10 protein-coding genes are annotated in these 17,693 nt (G+C 61.2%); all 10 read right to left on the bottom strand.

What is annotated here, in order from left to right:
- Nucleotides 1-2: 2 nt before the first annotated feature.
- Genes IP86_RS29140 through IP86_RS18980 form a run of 10 tightly spaced genes read right to left on the bottom strand, consistent with a single transcriptional unit; the run spans nt 3 to nt 17,430 of the window.
- Nucleotides 3-1,763, bottom strand: a complete 1,761-nt coding sequence (locus tag IP86_RS29140) for an N-6 DNA methylase (protein ID WP_197279894.1) — start codon at nt 1,761-1,763, stop codon at nt 3-5.
- Nucleotides 1,763-3,559: a C-terminal helicase domain-containing protein gene (locus IP86_RS19010; RefSeq protein WP_245290671.1), complete on the bottom strand. Its 1,797-nt coding sequence runs from the start codon at nt 3,557-3,559 to the stop codon at nt 1,763-1,765. The genes IP86_RS29140 and IP86_RS19010 overlap by 1 nt, the downstream gene beginning before the upstream one ends.
- 30 nt (nt 3,560-3,589) lie before the next feature.
- Nucleotides 3,590-4,549 carry a DEAD/DEAH box helicase gene (locus IP86_RS29455; RefSeq protein ID WP_245290670.1) on the bottom strand — a complete coding sequence of 320 codons (960 nt, stop codon included), beginning with the start codon at nt 4,547-4,549 and terminating at the stop codon, nt 3,590-3,592.
- Nucleotides 4,549-9,333 (bottom strand): DEAD/DEAH box helicase, encoded by a 4,785-nt coding sequence (locus IP86_RS19005; RefSeq protein ID WP_245290669.1) that lies wholly within the window; start codon nt 9,331-9,333, stop codon nt 4,549-4,551. The genes IP86_RS29455 and IP86_RS19005 overlap by 1 nt, the downstream gene beginning before the upstream one ends.
- The gene (locus IP86_RS29450; protein WP_245290668.1) at nt 9,227-9,697 is read right to left on the bottom strand and encodes a hypothetical protein; all 471 of its coding nucleotides are present in this window, start codon (nt 9,695-9,697) and stop codon (nt 9,227-9,229) included. The genes IP86_RS19005 and IP86_RS29450 overlap by 107 nt, the downstream gene beginning before the upstream one ends.
- A 39-nt stretch (nt 9,698-9,736) precedes the next feature.
- On the bottom strand, nt 9,737-10,621 hold the full coding sequence (locus tag IP86_RS19000; protein WP_054163991.1) for a nucleotidyl transferase AbiEii/AbiGii toxin family protein: 885 nt from the start codon (nt 10,619-10,621) through the stop codon (nt 9,737-9,739).
- Nucleotides 10,614-11,231 carry a type IV toxin-antitoxin system AbiEi family antitoxin domain-containing protein gene (locus IP86_RS18995; protein WP_082364107.1) on the bottom strand — a complete coding sequence of 206 codons (618 nt, stop codon included), beginning with the start codon at nt 11,229-11,231 and terminating at the stop codon, nt 10,614-10,616. The genes IP86_RS19000 and IP86_RS18995 overlap by 8 nt, the downstream gene beginning before the upstream one ends.
- A gap of 45 nt (nt 11,232-11,276) precedes the next feature.
- Complete coding sequence (locus tag IP86_RS18990) at nt 11,277-14,369, bottom strand: C-terminal helicase domain-containing protein (RefSeq protein WP_082364105.1); 3,093 nt, start codon at nt 14,367-14,369, stop codon at nt 11,277-11,279.
- Nucleotides 14,366-16,216 carry a phospholipase D family protein gene (locus tag IP86_RS18985; RefSeq protein ID WP_054163989.1) on the bottom strand — a complete coding sequence of 617 codons (1,851 nt, stop codon included), beginning with the start codon at nt 16,214-16,216 and terminating at the stop codon, nt 14,366-14,368. The genes IP86_RS18990 and IP86_RS18985 overlap by 4 nt, the downstream gene beginning before the upstream one ends.
- A complete protein-coding gene (locus tag IP86_RS18980; RefSeq protein ID WP_156332557.1) occupies nt 16,213-17,430 on the bottom strand; it encodes a DUF6361 family protein in 1,218 nt (405 codons plus the stop codon). Before IP86_RS18980 ends, IP86_RS18985 begins: the two co-directional genes overlap by 4 nt.
- Nucleotides 17,431-17,693 lie beyond the last annotated feature (263 nt).

The following is a 17,693-nucleotide window of genomic DNA, read 5'->3' as shown; positions in this document are numbered from 1 at the left end:
GACTAGCTGTCGCCGCACCGGATATGACTGTCTAGGAAAGTGAGCGGTTTGCCTGGCTCAACTGCCTCAATCCACAAAGCGACCTTCGCCAATTCTACGGCCATCGGATTGCGATCAACGCCGTATATGCAGTGCCGTGCTACATCACGCATAGCGGCGGGATAATCGGGAGTTTCGGCGTCGCGGAGTAACGCGACGCGTGTCGCGATACGTCGCGCAGCGCCCAACAGAAAGTGTCCTGAGCCACAAGCTGGATCGAGGACGGTGAGCTTCAGGATTTCGTCCACGCCCCCTTCTGCCTCGGCCTGATCAATCGCCGGACTGAGAGTGCTATCCAGCAACGTTTGGACGAGGCTGTCTGGAGTATAGTAGCTACCGCTTTTCTTCCGAGCGTTGCCACGTGCCTCATTGCCGCCGGCAAAGCAGAACCGACGTCCGTTATCTTGGCGCGAAGGAGCAAGCTCAAGCAGGCCCTCGTAAACTGATCCCAACTCCTCGGTGGCCATATCCCGCCAGTTGATCCGAACGCGGCGGCCATCTTCGATCAACCAGCTCAGATGAAAGACAGCGCGCAAAAACGCTCGATTGGAAAGTTTGGCTCCATCGAGATCTGGTGTTTGCCCACTCGCAAAGAGACCACCCAACGGAGGCAATCCCAACATCCTTTCGCCTCGATCTAACCCTCGAAAAACTATCTTCGCTCCTTCCCAGACGTCATGATGATGATCGTGAGCAGAACGACGAGCGGATCGCTCGCGTAAGTAGCCAAAACCGTACGCGGAGGTATACAGTTCGCGAGCGGAAACTAATGCGTCCGGGCTGTGCAACAAATCTCTGTCTTCCGACACAGCGAGGAAGATCAACCTGTAGACGATGCGCAGAATCTGCTCGAACCACGCGTGAGTGCTAAGTTGATCATCATCGAGTTTCAACCTGAGAGCAGGATTTGAGTCGAGGAATCCCTGCCCCAAGGCAAGGAGCGCTTCCTCAACGCTTTCTCCCAATCGCTCCCGCGCTGCGGTGCCAGCCCTCAATCCAGCTTCTCGCCAACGCTCCAGCGCGCAATCGGCTACGGCAGCATTTTCCCCGCCGAAGCGCGTCGCATGGATCAACAGCCACGTTGCAGTGAAATCCGCGAACATCTCGTCGCGGAAGATCGCCCCCAAATCCGCTTCGATAAATGCGGGTCGAGTGAAGCTAGCGTTGTCCCGCATGAGGCGGACACGGTCCCCAGCAAAGACAAGACCCCATAGAAAACTGGGATTGGCATTCAGCCAGTCTTGGAGCAACACACTAGGAGAACGTCGCGGAATTGTGCCGCCATGATCATCGCCAAATTGCGGAAGTGCTTTGGTGAACGCATCTCCTTCAGGCAGGGGCGCGGCCGCGACGATTGGCACCCGGCCGCTCTTTCCCTCAAGAGCAATGCGATACGAATGACCGTCCTGCTCGTGAATGGTTGGACCGTGCAGGCCTTCGAACCCGAATGCTTCCTCAAGGAGGTTCTTCACAAAGGTAATTGTTTGGCCCTCGGTCGGCGCCGCTAATCTGGCATAGGTCTGCCAATGAGCTTGGCCGATCCTGAAATAACGCGTGATCTCGTCTCGTAAGTTCGTACCTTTAGGGCAGCCGTAGTCCGCAGCCGCTTTTTGATCTGGAACTGTCGCTGCGATCGCCGCAACTTGATCGGGAGAAATCAGGCCTCCTTCGATTGAAACAGCGGTGAGTCCAATATCGGCAACACGCTTAAGATGTCGGGCCATTACTCGCCCTCCGGCAGGAGAACGTAGAGGCCGACAACATCTGCGGGCAAAGCGGGAACGACCTCCACTGTTGCCCCGCCTCGCGCAGCCTCCGTCAAACGAAGATGGTCTTCAGAAAGCGCTTTACCGCGTTCTACTGCAAAGGCAGCTATTGGGGACTCGTACAACGCCAATCGCTCATGAGCCCGTTGGAGCTGACGCGTAGCGGCTTGGTCATCAAGATTTCCGGCAGCCTCCGCCTCAAGCAGTTGCAGGGCCGACTGTCCTTCGAGTACTGGCGTCGGAGCTAATCCCCCGAAAGCAAGTGCCGTGGCCTCCTCCGCCAGCAGCATGCGATTTGAGCGGCCGCTGGTTATGAGTTTGAAGCGGTTACGCAACAGTAGCAGCGTCGTCATCTGGGCGACCTTGCGTGTACGCCATACGCCGCATCGACCAAGCGGCCGGAACGCTGCTCCGCCCGGATCAAGCGCTCCCTCCGCCAAACTTTCTGCAAGGCTTGCGACCAGCGGGTGCACGCGCCCAAGATGTGTCACGCCCGGAGCAAGCTCATCCTCGAAACCAACCCTTCGCGTCCCATGCAGACCACGCGCTTCCAGCCGTTCCTTGATAGCCTCCGGCATAGCGTCGAGATGCACCAGATGATGCTGGCCGGCCCTTTCCAGCGGCGCTCCCACACGCTTCAATGCACGTTCCGTGAAGCGCGCAACTTCGGCCGGACCACCGTTTAGGGCGCGCATCTGCCGCCACTCCGGCAGCACTTCATCGGGTTTCATCGCACCTTGCGCATAGCGCGCGCGGCTTGCTTTCGCATTTTCTTCGGCGTCGCGCCATTTGCTGTCGAGCCGTTCGCTCGAAAGGCCGAAATCGAAAGCCAACTGCTCTCGATGTCCGCCGGCGCGAAGCATGAGTGCTTGCATGAGCGCGGAGGTCACGCCTTCGCTGTCCTCGGGCATCGGAACCGAGATGCCCGTCGCCTTACGAATGGCGTCTGCTTTTCGCAGGATGACCTGCAAGACTGCGCCATCAATTGCGCTGTTGTCGCCAAAGATCGTCACTGAGCGGACGACAGGCGAACGCTGACCAAATCGGTCGACGCGCCCCTCGCGCTGCTGATGGCGGGTCGGATTCCAGCTTAGATCGTAGTGAACCACGGCATCGAACAAGGCTTGCAAATTGATACCCTCGGACAGGCAGTCTGTCGCAACGAGGATTCGGCTCTCCGAGTCTTCAAGCTGATCGATGCGAGTTCGCCGTTCGTCAGGCGGCAGCCGTCCTGTCACGACCGCCACGTCAGCCTTTGGCCAAGTGCGCTTGATCTCTTCGCCCAGCGCCTCTGCCGTTGCGATGAACCGGCAGAAGATGACCGGCTTGGCTCCTTCCTGAAGTAGCCCTTTTAGAACCTTTAACAGCCGCGCCACCTTGGGATCTTCGCTGCGACGGCGATCAAGAGACTCTGCAATCGCGATCAGCTCAGCGAGTTCACCACGCTCTTCGGCGCTCGCGCTGGCCGTGCCGGGCTCCACGTCGCCTTGGTCGAGCAGGCCTTCGTCTTCATCAAAGACAACGGGCTGCATCGCCTCTTCGTCCGCCACCCCGGACAAGCGATTGCGCAGTGCATTTGTTGCGGCCGCGGGTGAGGACCCGACGCATCGCATGAGTGCGAGCGTGCCCCAAAAGGCAAGCCTTCGACTGCGTTGGTCGGCACCGGCCCGTTGCGTAACAGCAAGGCAATAGTCCAGGACGCGATCTTGGAAAGCGCCGAATTCGCCGCTGAGACTGAAGGGCTCATCCTTCACCTGGTGAACAGGGAAAGTCCGTCTCTCGTGCTAACCGGACTCCGTGATGTCGGGTCGACGCCGCTGGACATAATGTTGAGCCAGACGGCGCGCATATCGCGTGCGCGCATTCTCATCACCTTGGGGACCTCCCGCGAAGTCCGGGCTAATGAGGCCTAGCAGACGATCGAACGCCGCTTCATCACCACTATGCGGCGTTGCCGTCAGCAGCAGCATGTGACGCTCCTCGTCGGAAGCCAGGCGTTCGAGAAGCTCGAAACGCTGATGTCTGCCGCGGTCCCCGCCGATGCAGGCATGCGCTTCATCAACGATGACGAGAGATGGACAGGCCCGAGAGAATTCATCGCGGCGGCTGTCGGCCTTGATGTAGTCAAGGCTGACGACGGTGTGTGGATAGGCTTCAAACAGGCTTTGAGCAGCGGGAAGGCCACGCTCGAGGCTACGTGCCCTGGCCGACGTCACGGCGACAGCGTCAATGTCGAACTTCTCCGCAAGCTCACTCACCCATTGCTCGACTAGGTGGGGCGGACACAGCACCGAGAAGCGGTCGATCAGACCGCGGTCGAGCACTTCGCGGACGATCAACCCCGCCTCGATCGTCTTGCCGATCCCCACATCGTCGGCGATCAGCAACCGCACCACGGGGAGCTTCAAAGCCATCATCAGCGGCACAAGCTGATAGGCGCGTGGCTCCACGCCGAGATGCGCAGCGCTCCGGAACGGGCCCGCGCCTCGACGAAGCGACAAACGCAGCGCATCTGCCAACAACCGCGCACCGTCCTGGGTGTCTCGCCGCTCGGGTGTTGGTCGAGCAAATCGCGCAGGCCTGACGGGATTGACTTCAAGCGCGAGCGCAATGCGCTGCGCATCGGCTTCTGAACCCGACAAAGGCCGTACATTGAGGATGTCGTCATCCGGGGACGGAAGGACAACCCACTCGCGTCCCCGCGCCTCGACAAGATCTCCCGGTGAAAATTTGACCGCTTCCACTACGCCGCCCCCAACAACTCAACCAATTCCCTCGGAGCGGCTTCGCCAGGCACCTCGGGAAGCTCGACGACATCCACTCCTAAGTCGGCGCATGCCGTAGCAAGCCCGTCCGGTACACGACCTGACACCGCGAGCACCTGAAAGCTTGGCCAATAAAGCTCGTATAAAGTGCCGTCGACCTTGCGCGGAGATGGTGCTGGCAATCCCCACCGGCCTATCGCACTAATCCAGCCGCTTGCGGCCCCTACCGGTCCAGCGGGCAGGACCTCAGGCTCCGCAAGCTGGCAAAGAAAAGCCGTGACCTCCGCGTCGCGACGATCGATCAGATTATGGTCGGGCTGGTTGAAGTATGAAAGCAGGCAGCGATAGCAGCCCGCAACGCAGGCATCCGACCGCTCCTTGAGGCCGCCGCCGTCGGGCGCGAAATCATAGTGCATGAGATCCAGCGCCTGACGGGCAATCTCCGCCGTTCGGCGCGGATCGGACACAAGACGGTTCAGAACACCTGCTCCCCCCTCCGTCGCCTCGTAAAGCAGGATTGCCTTGCGGTCCTCGCGCACAGGCAACGGCTCGCCCAAGAGCTCGCCTTCTTCAAGCTCGGCAACAATCTGGATGCCTCGCAGAAGAGCGTGCTGCAGGGTTGCCATCTGCCGCTCGTCAAAATTTGCAAGCGGCCGTACCAGAAGCGCGTTCTTATGGTCCTCGACGATCGGCACGATTCGCTGCGACTTCGGGATCGTGACGTCCATGTCGTCATCATCCCCGCCGTTGAGCGTATCCTTTACCCATCGGCCTGACGTCGGATCGATGCAGAACCCGTTTATCGACTTTGACTTCCGACGGCGAAGTCCCTTGTTGACGCGCGATAGCTTCGCGCGCGCGCCATAATCGAGAAGCAGCAATGGCCCTGCTTCCGAACGCAAGGTGAGCGTGCGGATATCGGGAACGCCCTTTTCGAATTGCCATTGGAAAACGGTCTGGATCTCAAAGCCGCGCCTTTGCCGGTCTTCATCATTCGCGGTGATCCGAGACGATGGCGCGGTTTCGACATTGTCGATCCGATAGACATTGTCGAGCCGATCCACACCGGCCAACGACGCGCCGCAGGCGTGGCATCGCTCGAGCTTGTCATCAGTGTGAGCCGCTCCGCATTCGCCGCACAGGATGAGGCTGGTGGTTGCCAGTTTGCCATCGTCGAGGCGACCGTGCGCCGGCAGCTTCGCCCGGACAACCCGGTAGGCGCGCCCCTCGTGATAAATCAGGCTGTTGGGACCGAACTCGGAAATGGCGAGAAAACGCGGCCTTTGCAGGACGGCCGCACGTTTGGTCGCAGGGATGAAAGCATAGAGCGGGAGACGCGGGAAGTTGTATCCCGGCAGAAATCCTTCGGTCGCCAGATATCGATAAGTGTAAAAATCGGAGCCGTTCGAAGCCTGTCCGCGCTCAAGCATGTCAAGTTCTTCAGTCGCCCGGAAATGACGGCGCGCGGCCTCTTTGCGTTCGCCCGGCTTGAAGGACGTCTTCTGCTGGATTTGATGCGCTTCGTCCTGCTCACGGCGTGCGCTCCGGTAAAGCTCCCGCCACCGGCTGAAGCTGCCCGCGAAATTCTGCGCCGCTTCCCGGTTGCTCTCATCGACGAAGGCATCGATGTCGGCCAGCCACGGCGCATCGGCCAACTCGACCGCGCTGACGGTTTGCTCAAGAAGGCGCCGCATCGTGGGCTTTGCGGCCCCGCTCGCAATAAGCTTTGCGAACGCCGCTTGGATTTGATCGGAGATCGGCATCTCCGGGGTTGTCATGCTCAAGTTTTCAGGAATGGACGGCTTCAGCGGCACCACGGCGGCCGCCAGCCATTCGGCATGGAGATGGCTCCGCAGCAGATCGCGATTGGCAAGATCGAGGGCTGGCGGCTTCACCACGCCGGCGACGAGCCCTTGACGATTGTTGAAGTAATATTGGTCGTGGGGGGACTGGGCAGCACAATAGGTGACGACAAGCGCTGCTTGACCGCTGCGGCCGGCGCGACCGGCTCGCTGCACGTAATTTGCCGGTGTTGGCGGTGCATTCCGGAGAAAGACAGCGTTCAGCGCGCTGATATCAACACCGAGCTCCATCGTCGGAGAACAGAACAGCGCCGGAAGGAAACTGGCGGGCTCGCCCTCCTGACGCATTTCGTCCCGGTTCTGGGCAATCCTTTCAATATCTGATTTCCCGAACCGAAACCGATCTTCTCGCCAGGCACGAACTTTCTGGTCGACCTGGGCGGTGTGCTCCCGAGCCTCGAAGGCGAAGGGCAAATTTCCCTCCTGCCCAAGCATCTCGGCGACATCCTCGTAGAGCGCGCGGAAAAACGGATTTTCGCGTTTCCCGTCTGCCCTCTTGGTCGCTGGAAAGAGGCGCAAAGCAGTCGATGACAGGCGCCACGCAGGAGCTTCTCCACCGGTAACCACCCGCCGGACGACCTGGTGATTTTCGGCAGCACGCAGGAGTGTGGCGATAACATCGTCATACTCTTTAACGGGAAGCGGCTCGCCCCACAGATCCTTACTGCGCAGGCTCTTACCCAACGCCGTCCGCCAGCCGGCCCGTACAATCAGTACATCTTCCGCAGCGCTAATCTCCGCCTTGCTCGGCGGATCAATCATTAGGAATCCGGCCTGCCGCAGTTCCTGTTCTTCGTTTTGATCGATCAGCCAGGGATCGCGCAGGTGATTTCTGGACGTCTCGGCGACCTGCAATATCCGCTGGCGATCCAACGCTTCGGTGGCAATCGCAAGGCCGCGACGCATATAATCGAAAAGCAGCGTGAAGAGCCTGGCCCGCAATTCGGGTGTGCTAGCCGCCAGCCGCGGATTACTAGCGAACTCTTCGTCGTCGCCCGCCAGCTCACCCAGTCCAGGAAACCGCACCTCGACGAGGCCGGCTTCTTCGAGATTGGGGTTTGTGAAACGCCAGCCCTTCCGAAGATCCGCCCATACGCGGTGTGCCAGGATCGAGGTTAGCACTTCCTCGGCCGCCTGCCGGTTGTGGAATCCCTTTACGCGCGGATCGGCCATCCAATCGGAGAGCCGGTCAGATTCCTCCAGATCGAAACCTAGCGCCTTGCGGACAGCCTCCCCGAACCGAACGTCCGCGAGGCCCTTCGTACCTGCGTCCCGCACGGCTCGTAAGATACCGCCACGAAGCAAGCTGACGAAGATGAAGTCATTGAAATGCCCAGCCTGAAGGGCCGCATCCTGCCGATTGTCTGTAAAGCCCAGAAGCTTCCGTGTGCTTTCCTCAAGCGTGCCGTCAGCCTCCATCCACGCCAGGATGGTCGAGACGATGAGCGTCGTCGCTGAACTACGGCCTTCAGCCGACAGACCCGCCAGCTTGTTGATGTCGCGTGCCTGTTGAGGCAGCTGATGGCGGCAATGGGGGCAGAAGCGATATTTGCCGCCGAAGAACCATGCCGGCACTCCATCGTCGCCGAGCGACCCATCAGGCTTCACAAAGAGGAGTTGCCCCTCGTGCTTGCCACGATGCCCTCCTTTAAGGCGCTCTTGTCCGGCCGGCGTCGTTTCCTGCCAATCATCTGGATAGTCAGCGACAGCGCCTCCGAACTGGAAATCGGCATTGACCGCGGGAATTAGGAAGCCGGTTCGCGAGCCGTCTGGTTCTGGGTCTTCACTCGCCGGCTCATCGATGGCCCGCGCGAGAACGCGGATACCATCAAGCGCATTTTCAATGCGCACGCTATGGTGTTCTTGGCCACATTCCCGGCAAAAGAAGACCGGATATAAGCGTGCATTCGGATCGGAGGGGTGGAAGACCTGCCCTTCCAACACGACACGCCGGCCGGTGGTGGGTTCGATCGTTGCGTAGGCATGCCCAGCGCCGGAAATAAAGCGATGAAGCTTAAACGCCAGAAATGCACGGTCGCTGACGCCGCCGCGAAGATCTTCGCGACGCCCCATCAAAGACAGCATCCCGGCAAGAGCGGTCCTACATTCCCCGGAGGGAATCTTCGTCTGAACTGCTAGTTTGGAGGTGGCGTCGCTCAACGTCATCGGGGGGCGACGGCGCAGTTTTTCGCCTTCAGCAAGTCCAATCTCAGTCTCGATCCAGCAGGCGAGCGGATTACCGTACAGCTCCTTGTCGCTGAGGCCGGTGGGAATTGGCGACCGGACAGCATCTACAAGTGATGCTCCGAGGCTCGCACTGTTGATGCGGGGATCCGTCGCCCGGGCAAGATTTTCGTCGATGATCGAAGCCGAACTCAATTCCTCCCCGAAAATGAGCTTGCCGACACGAGCAACGGCACTTGCTCGCTCGATCTCATCCTGCGCGCTCGACATCGTCGCCGAGGTGCCGATGCAGAGCAGCTTGCGTTCTTTGACGAGGTCCTTGACGCGACGCACCAGCATCGCGACGTCCGCTCCTTGACGGCCGCGATATGTGTGCAGTTCATCCAGGACCAGGAAATCCAGGCCGTACGCATTGGCGATGACGGCACGATCGAGCTCGTCCTGACGCGTCATGAGCAGTTCGAGCATCATGAAGTTCGTGAGCAAAATATCGGGCTTGGCCTTGGCGATGGCTTGTCGCTCCGCATCGCTCTCCTGGCCTGTATAGCGACCAAAGGTCGGACGTAACTCCTCTTCGACCCCTGAGCCGCCGATGAACTTTTCAAGCTCCTCAAGTTGGCTGTTGGCCAACGCGTTCATGGGATAAATGATGATCGCGCGCGTCCGCTGCGCCTCGCCTGCGCGCCGCGCGCGCACGACTGCATCGACGATCGGCAAGAAGAAGCAGAGCGATTTTTCCGGACCCTGTCCCGGTTGTTACGATGAAGCTCTCACCATTGCGGGCTTTCGCGACAGCCCGTTCTTGGTGGCGGTGAAGTTTGATCGGAGTGCGGTCTGGGCCGGTTGCGAATATCTTGCTAATCGCTGGATCGAGTACATCTTGCGCAATAAGTTGATCGATTGAATGATCAGCCTCTTCATAGCGCGGGTTCATCGTAATGAGAGGCTCGGGCCAAAAGCGCTGCTCGTTATATGCAGCATCAACCTGAGTACGGATTTCCGGTGCGCGAATCTCCGAGAAGGAGCGCGCGAACGTTTCGTATCGCTCTATCAACGCTTGATCGAGATCGAATATATCCACGACGCCCCCTCTTCAGGTATCTCCAAAGAGATACCTAGCTTACAACTTTGAACCATTATTATTTGAAGCACACGCTTGTATAGCGTGCGGCATTAGAAATTCGGCCAAGCTGGCTACGACATCTTCCAAGCTTCCCGGATTTGCTGAAACGTCCCTGACAAAGGCGTTCCACTGTCGCTGCTTTTGTTCATCCCTGGCGAAAGCCGGCGTTAGTGCGTCGGGCAGATTGACAGGGATCGCTGTCTCGCGCCGGGCGAATGTTGCGGCGATTGCGCGAGTGAGTCGGTCGCTGGCGAAATCGAACGACTTGCTGAGGATCCAGATGTCGTAGAAATCCTTCATGCGACTGTTCGCGCGTCCGAGCGCGACCATCGCCTGAAATTTTTCGGCGATCACGGTCTCTCGCGCATAGGCGCGCAGCCGCGGCGCGGGAAACTCCAGCATGGAGGGATAGTCCACCACCTCAGCCCCAGGCTCCATTGCGTCGCCGAAGCCGATATCGATCGTCAGATTGATCCTGGCGCCGCTGATCGAGGCGGTTGTCCGCAGTCTCAGCCCGCCATATTCGAGCTCTTCGCGAATGCGATCAACGCGAAGAGCGTCAACGTCAAATTCCACACCATCATCATCGCTGAGCGCCAGGATGTCCCGGAATGTCGCGAGCATCGCCTCGGGTTCAGGGTCGCCAAACCCCAACAGATCGAGGTCACGCGTGCCGCGATGTGGGTCCTCAAACCAGCTCATCATCAGCATCGCGCCTTTCAGAACGAAGCGATCCGCATGTGGTGATTGGCTGAGCCGGAAAAGGAGTCGTTCAAGCGCAAAGCGCGTCAGGACAAGATCAAAGCTCTGACCGCTTGCCTTGGCGACCTGCAGGAGGCGGGCGCGCACCGAGGCGCCGATATTCTTGATCTCCTTAGCCATTGGCGGTCAGCGCCTCGAGATAGGGTCGAATGACCGTCGCGATCGCTCCTCGCTCGGCTTGCCTGACGATTTCGCCAGGGGTTGTCTTGCGTTGACGCAGCGCCTCCTGGAGGCCCTCGATCGCCACCGACAGGCCGATCTTGTTGCGATACCGGAAGCAGTCGGCGACCGTCTTGGCGACCCCAAAAATCTTTACGGGCACCCCTTCGACGGTGTGGGATTCGACACCTTCCGTAAGGAGGCGATCCGTGAAGCGCACGAGCCGAACTGGCGCCCCATCGCCCTTGGGAGCCCAATCCTTTTGGCCGATGGCGATCCACACCTGCCTTGGGAGTTGATCGGTAAGTTGATGAAACGCGAGGGCCGAGACGAGGCAGACCACACCCTTGGGCACCCGTTTCGCTGCCTCGGCCAGACTATGGTGGGCATCGAGCGGCGCATCAGGGAGTTGGTAAAGCCCACGCGCAAGCCGCAGCACCTCTCCATCTCGTTCCATGCGACTCATAGTTGCTGCGGTTACTCCCGCGGCGCGCAGTTCGGCGAGACGCGCGATACCGCGCGCTTTCAGAACAGAATGGGCGATGTGGCGCTGGGACGCGGTTTCGGGCACGATACGTAGGCTCGGAGTACGGCATCTATTGTCCGAGGATTTGTATCACCCCGCTTCCTCCAGGGGAATGGGGAACTGAAAGGCGTCGCGGCAATCCGGGGCGGCCAGTTCGGGAGCCTGACGCAGCCCCATAGCGGAGAGATCCAGCACAAGCGGGCTCAGCAATGAGCGGGTCGCCTCGCCGCCGCGCGCAAGAATCTCGATAAAGTCTTCCTGGTTAGGCTGGCCCAACGCCAGCCGGTAGATCATGCGCTGCTCGCGAAGCTGGGCAAAGCGGCTTACATCCCGGCCAAATGGGCGCTCGAACACGTGGCGGCTGATCTCGGCATTCTCAAGTACCCACCAAGGTCGAAGGCCGCTCGCATCGACCAGCTTTTCCGCCTCGCGCTGCAGGTGATGCCAAGGTGAGCCGCCCGATTCAGACGCCGCTCCAACGGCTTTTTCGTGCAACATCGTCGCAAGTCGCCGCCTCACCGCCAGCCCGGCATAGCGCTGAACGCGGCCTTCGCGCTGCTCGAGGTCGAGCGGGTTGGAGGATAGATCCCAATGCACGACATGCGAACACCAGGGATGGAAATCCAGACCTTCCTGTCCCACCGACGTCGTTGCCAAGACGTGCGGCCAGAACGGCGTGTTGAAGCTCCGGCGGACTTCGTCCGGTCGCGCTGGCGCGGATGGCGCGAGTGCTCCATTCACCTTGCCGGCCGGTTCCGCCTCGGCGTCGCCGAACGGTACAGCGACATGGGACCGTACCGGTATCTTGTGCGCTGGCCCGCCCACACTGTGAAAACTGAAGCTACCGGCTCGCAGGCCTAGCGAAGATTGCAGATCCTTGGCGAGGCCTGCCGCACCCTCTGGAAGATTCTGCGCGCGAAGCCAGAAATGCTCGTCGAAGACACTTTCGAGACCGCCATCGACGATGGAGCCCATCACCTGATCGACCGCGTTCTTGCCGGGCAGGGACGACAGGATCACCGGATTGTCGAGATACCCGCGCAAGCCCTGCCAACTCAGTTGAACGAGCTCGCCATAGCGTGCCGGATCAAGGGTTGTCGGGTCATGCCGCAATAGCGCCCGGCCGAGCACCACGCCTGGCGCGCTCATGGCATAGTCGACAAGATCATCGAGTTCGGCGGGCGAGAGGCGCTCGATCGCCGGCGTCTGTCGCCATTTGAGGACAGCAGACCGGGCTGCGCGATCCTCACCGACGGCGCTGCTCCAGGCCGCGGCAGACTGTTCCGACAGGCCGGCCGCTCGTTCTATCGCGGCAAGAGTCCGGCCGATGGATCGGTGCCGCCGACGGGCCTTCACCGTGTCCTTCTCGATGATCCCCTTGGGAAGTGCCGCGAGAATCTGCCGCCTCACCTGCTTGCGGATCGCGCCGACCGTCTCTCCCGCCTTCGCGAGTGGATCCGTATGCCGGATGAGCCATGGCGAGGGATGAAAGGCGGCCATGACCGGTCCGGGAACGGCCGCCAGTTTGAAGCGACGCCGCCGATAGGCTTTCTCGTAGCCACCGCGCTGTCCGGGAAGGCATGACGCTTCGACGCCGAAACTCAGGAGCGCCGCCACGCTCGGCGGAGTCGCTCGAAAGCGGCTGAACATCAGCAGCTTCGGGTCGGCGGCTACGTTCTTCCAGCCGCCGGCAAGCGGCCACCACGGTAGGGACGGCGCGACCCACGGCAGGGATAGAAGTTTAGCCGGTGCCGCGGCGCTGAGCGCCCTGAGTTTCGCGTCAGGCCAACTCGCAGGCGCATCCAGCTTGTTGCGGCGCTCCAGTGTCATCTTCGTGAGCTTCGGCGCGGCCTTGATGGCTGCGCGCTTCCAAGCCGCGTACCGAGGCCCCAGGGATTGGGCCGGTAGTGGGACGGACGACCAATAGGGCAGCGCTTCGTATCGCACATCCTCGGGAAAGCTGTCCGCCAGATGCCGATAGATTTGGAAGTCTTCAGCTATCGGCTCCGCCGCAAGGAATTGCGTTCCAGCCAACGGATCGCCTGAGGCGACGCTGTCCCGCTCTGTCCTGGACATGACCGGTGTCAGCAGTGCGCGGAGAGCATCCCTGAGTCCGGCAGCCTCGTTGATCTCGATCTCCAGGCTGGGATCGATCGCCTTGGCATGCACCGCGATGTCCCGCAACTTGTCCCCGAAATCAGAAAACAGAGACTTTGCGCGGTTACGGACATCGGAGCCGGCGAGGAACTCGATCAACTCCAGCAACTCGGCGTGCGCGAGCGCGCCCTGGGCTTCCTCCCATCGCGTGCTGAGAAGCCGGTAGGGTGTTGCGCTGAGGAGCAGGATGGCTGGCCGAGCCACTGACCCGTGCGGCTCCAGCAGGGCCTTGAGGAGCGGGTCGGCGTCCTTTTCGTCCAATAGCTGCCTGTAACGCTGAAACTCATCCAGAATGACCAAATCGGGCGGCTGATGACGTAGGGTCGCCAGCGCCAGGGCCCGACGAAGATGACCGACGAAGGCGGTCGGTTTGAGCGGCTTCATCTTCCGCTCCTCGTCACCATACAGAGCTTGCTCGAGCCTCTCGCGCACGGGCTCTCCAAATTCAGCCGCCAGCGCTTCGCGAAACCGCCGTATCAGATGCGGTGGCGCCGCGGCGAATTTCCTCTCGGCATCCTCGACCAGCCAATCCCAAGAATCGCCAACGCTCAGGCGCATTATGGCCGGATCGAGATCGCGAGCGAACGCCGGGTAAGCCCGGTCGAGCAGCACCTTGAGAAATGCTCGCTCCTCTTTTCTTCCGCCGGTCAGACGAGCACGCGCGCCGGGGAAGGACGTTGCCGGCGTCAGCGCATAGATCAGAACCGGCTTGTCGGGCCGCTTCGAGACGGCGATGAGGGAAAGACGATCTGGCGTCGCAACGGCCGCCTTACGTTCCGGCTCGTCTAGGAAGCTGACGACGCGCCCCTTGTTCTGATGGGAAACCGCATGACCGTTGGCGATGTAATAGATAACGAGAGGCTGCTCACCGTCTTCCGACATACGGCGCGCGACTTCCTTCGCGACGATGGTCTTTCCCAGACCGACTTCATCGGCCACGAGAAAGCGTCGGCGCCCGCCTTGATTCGCAAAGGCGGATAGCGCGGCATCAACCGTCGCTGTCTGGAACGGCTTGGGGGCGCTCACCGACGCTTCCCCCTACGCTCTTCGCCGAGGCCGATCCGCAGCTTGCCCCACAGTTCCTCGAAGCGCCGCAGCATCGCAGCGGTTTGCGGGTCTTCCTGGCCGGCTTGTTCCAGTACCGCCGGCAGATATTGTGAAACGCGGCGTTCGATTTCGCGAAACTTGTTCTGATCGCGCGACCAGGCCGCGAGCATCTCCTCCAGCGTCGGCAGTGCGGAGTCAACCGCTGGATTTACGCCGGGGGCTGCACGATCCTGTTGCTTCTCGATCGTCCAGTCATCTTCCCCATCGCGACCTTCGTCAGCCAACAGTCCTGCCAGCCAGAGAAGAAAGCCCCTGGCTCCCAGAAATCGCACGAAGGCCGCACGATCGCGCTCTTCGCCGAAAGGCGGGTCGGCAGGGGCGCGCTGCAACCAGGAGAGCCCCTTCTCACCGCGACTGACACGCAAGCGCACGAACTCGCTTCGTTCGGCAGGAATCGTCGGCCCAAGTGCCACCGTCGTCTGTCGCCGCGGCCATGCTTTGACTTCGCCGTGCAAGGCCCCGACCTCAAGCAAGATGTCGGCTTCCTCGGGATGCGGTCCATCGGGGTAGAGATCGGAACTATGGACAAGACGGATCTCATCCCCGTCGATGCTGAGCGTGCTCGCCCACCGCGCTGCGACCTGCGCCCGGGCTCGCCCGAGTGCTTCTTCTTCTAACGACGCCGCGTCGGGCTGATATTCTGTGTCCGGCGCCTCGACGATCCGCGCCGAGTCGAGCAACGCCTTCAGACCTTTCTCCTGAGCCTCGGTGACGTGCAGCTCGGCAGTGACTTCGGCGTTGCGGCCCGTCCACGCCCGCATGGTGGCGTTGGCGCTTCCGAGCCATAAGGTCCGCTTTCGTCCCGCGCGCACGAACAGCAATTTGGCGTGGAGGCCTCGGCCGATGTCTTCCTCCTCGTCATTCGCAGTATCTGCCTCGGATGCCGAGACGGCGTGCGCCAGCGTCGGCTCCGGATCGCCAATGGGATAGTCCGGCGCATCCAGCGCCAGCAAATCGTCGAATGACGGCAGCGACGGGCCGATCCGCTCGATCTCGCGCATGGTCGTTAGCAGCACGCGCTTTGCCGGCGTCGGCCCGTTCGATACTTGTCTGGCCAGGAAGTTCTTGTCGACGAACGGGCTCACGACGACGATTTCATCGACCCCCGCCGGTGGGACTGGAGCTTGCAAGCCTCCTGTCCCAGTCGACCAGCGAATCCGCTCGACCTGCACGCCGGCGGGCGCTCGCCATGGGATCTTCGTAACCGCAGTCGCGAGGGAAGCAGGCCGGACGCCCTTCAGCTCGGCACGCTCAGCTAACGCGCGTGCCAGATCGCCCGCCCCGGAGATAGGGCCTCCGCCATTCTCCCCTGACACCAACAGAAGCCCGATGTCGCGGTTGATGCACTCGGTGAGATTTCGGCTTCCGATCCAGAGCCGCCACCCGATCTCGCCGCCTTCGCTCCCTGTTCGTACCAACGCAGCCTTGGGATGCCAGCTATGGGCAGCTTCGTCGAAATCGACCTCCCGCACGAATTGGTCCAGCACCGCCGCGATCCGCGGCGTTCGCCGCATCTTCGCAAGCCGGCCGCGCTGGATGATGATCCGCACCTTGCCGCGCAAACGCTCAACGGCATCGGCGAAATCGGACGGGCTGCCTCCCCCTGCCTCATTGTCCTTGCCGGCGAGGGCGAGCAAAGCTGCGCCGATCGATCCAAGGTCTGCCGAGTAAGACGCCAGCAACGCCAATTCGACATTCTCGTCAGGGCCGGGACGCAGGCCTTCCAGAAACGAAAGAGCTGGCCAACTGTCGACCGCGCCGCTCATTCGGCACCCGCCAGATCATCGAGAAGCGTACTGACCTGCTGCCACCGGTAATGCAGGGGGCCGGCCAAGCCATGTTCATCGCTCGACCACTCGAGTCGCCGAGCCCGCCCATTGGGGGTCGGCGCAAGCCGCGCGCGCGGTCCCTTGCGCGCCTCGGCTGCGGTATAGACGTCGGAAAGCGCGGCAGGATTCCCCGATCCCGCAGCAATCCAGTCCCTCGTCGCGATCACCACAGCAAGCAATTTCGCCGGCAGAGGCCCAATGTCCGCTTCGAGCGCCGTTATGTCGAGCCCGGCTGCGATCGGACCCTGCTCCGCGAGGATAACCCCGAGATGCTCGCGGTAACGGGCCGAGACTTGCCGCTTGTCATCGATCTCGACGATCCGCTCCAGCAGCGCGTCGTAGACGGCGCGGCCGATGCCTGCGAGACTAGCTGCCTGCCGCGCGCGGATGAGCGGGCCCTGATCGGCGCCGGCGATGGCGTATGTTTCGTTGGCCCACATCTCGGCAGGAGCAGCAGCCTCGGTTCTGACCAGCCTCGCCAGAAGCGACAGTTGACGGCCACCATTACCGCGTAACTGCGCTAAGCGCTCGCGCAGGAACCCGGCCTCCGCCTTCTTCAGACGAAGCGAGATGTCTCCGCTCTGCCAATTCTTCGGACGATCGGGAAGTCGCACGAAAGGCGGCTCGAAGCTCAGGAGAGGCTGACCATCGTCGTCGGTGGGCGAGCCGACGGTCTTCAGTAAACGATGCGCCTGTCCACGAGAAATCGTCCGACCGTCCAATCGCGGACGCAAGATCCCCCAAACCGCAAGCGCGTTCCAGTAGACGGTGGACGGCGGTTGACTTGAGGGGTTCGGAAAGACACGGCCGCCGATCACCTGGACTTCGCCCGCGGCTTTCAGCCGTCCTGCGAGCAGTCTCTCGCGTTCACGCAAGGCGCGCTGCGCAGCCGGTCCGATTAAGCCCGCGAGATCCTCGAACAGCCAAGGCACGAATAGCGCATAGCGCGCGCGTGTGTGCAACACCGACGTACCAGGGAAGAAGTAGTCGGCGTATCGCTGGTGTATCGTAAGGAAGCCGATCTCGTCGCGCACGCCCATGGACTCTTCATCCATCTGTGCCTTCGCGCGAGCGAGCGCTTCACGTGAGAGATAGGTCCAGCCAAACGCAGGTTCGGTCGCCGGTGCACGTCTTGTTCGGGATCGTTTCACCGCCTGTCGCAATGCCTTAGCTCCAGAAGGTCCAAAATGTCGTCGTGATCATCTGGTCTCCTAACGGCACGACATCTGCCAGCTCGACGGTCTAGCTCGGCTTCCCGATGCTAGACGCACGCCTAGGACTCTGCGCGGTATCGATCCCGAGACCGTCGGACATGGGGCTCCAAGATCACTTGCGAGAGTCCGAACATCGAACGCCGTTGTCTTGGATACCGTCGCTTCGCGTGGTCAGATCAATAGGGGTGAAATTCTTTACG

The organism is Rhodopseudomonas sp. AAP120 (assembly GCF_001295845.1).
In the GTDB taxonomy this organism is placed as follows: Bacteria; Pseudomonadota; Alphaproteobacteria; order Rhizobiales; family Xanthobacteraceae; genus Rhodopseudomonas.
Note: the sequence above shows the minus strand (reverse complement) of the source record. Positions and strands in the feature narration are given on the sequence as shown.

What these genes read in the sequence shown, in the direction of transcription:
- IP86_RS29140 (WP_197279894.1), bottom strand. Translation starts at nt 1,763, where the DNA reads ATGGCCCGACATCTTAAGCGTGTTGCCGATATTGGACTCACCGCTGTT.
- IP86_RS19000 (WP_054163991.1), bottom strand. Translation starts at nt 10,621, where the DNA reads ATGGCTAAGGAGATCAAGAATATCGGCGCCTCGGTGCGCGCCCGCCTC.
- IP86_RS18985 (WP_054163989.1), bottom strand. Translation starts at nt 16,216, where the DNA reads ATGAGCGGCGCGGTCGACAGTTGGCCAGCTCTTTCGTTTCTGGAAGGC.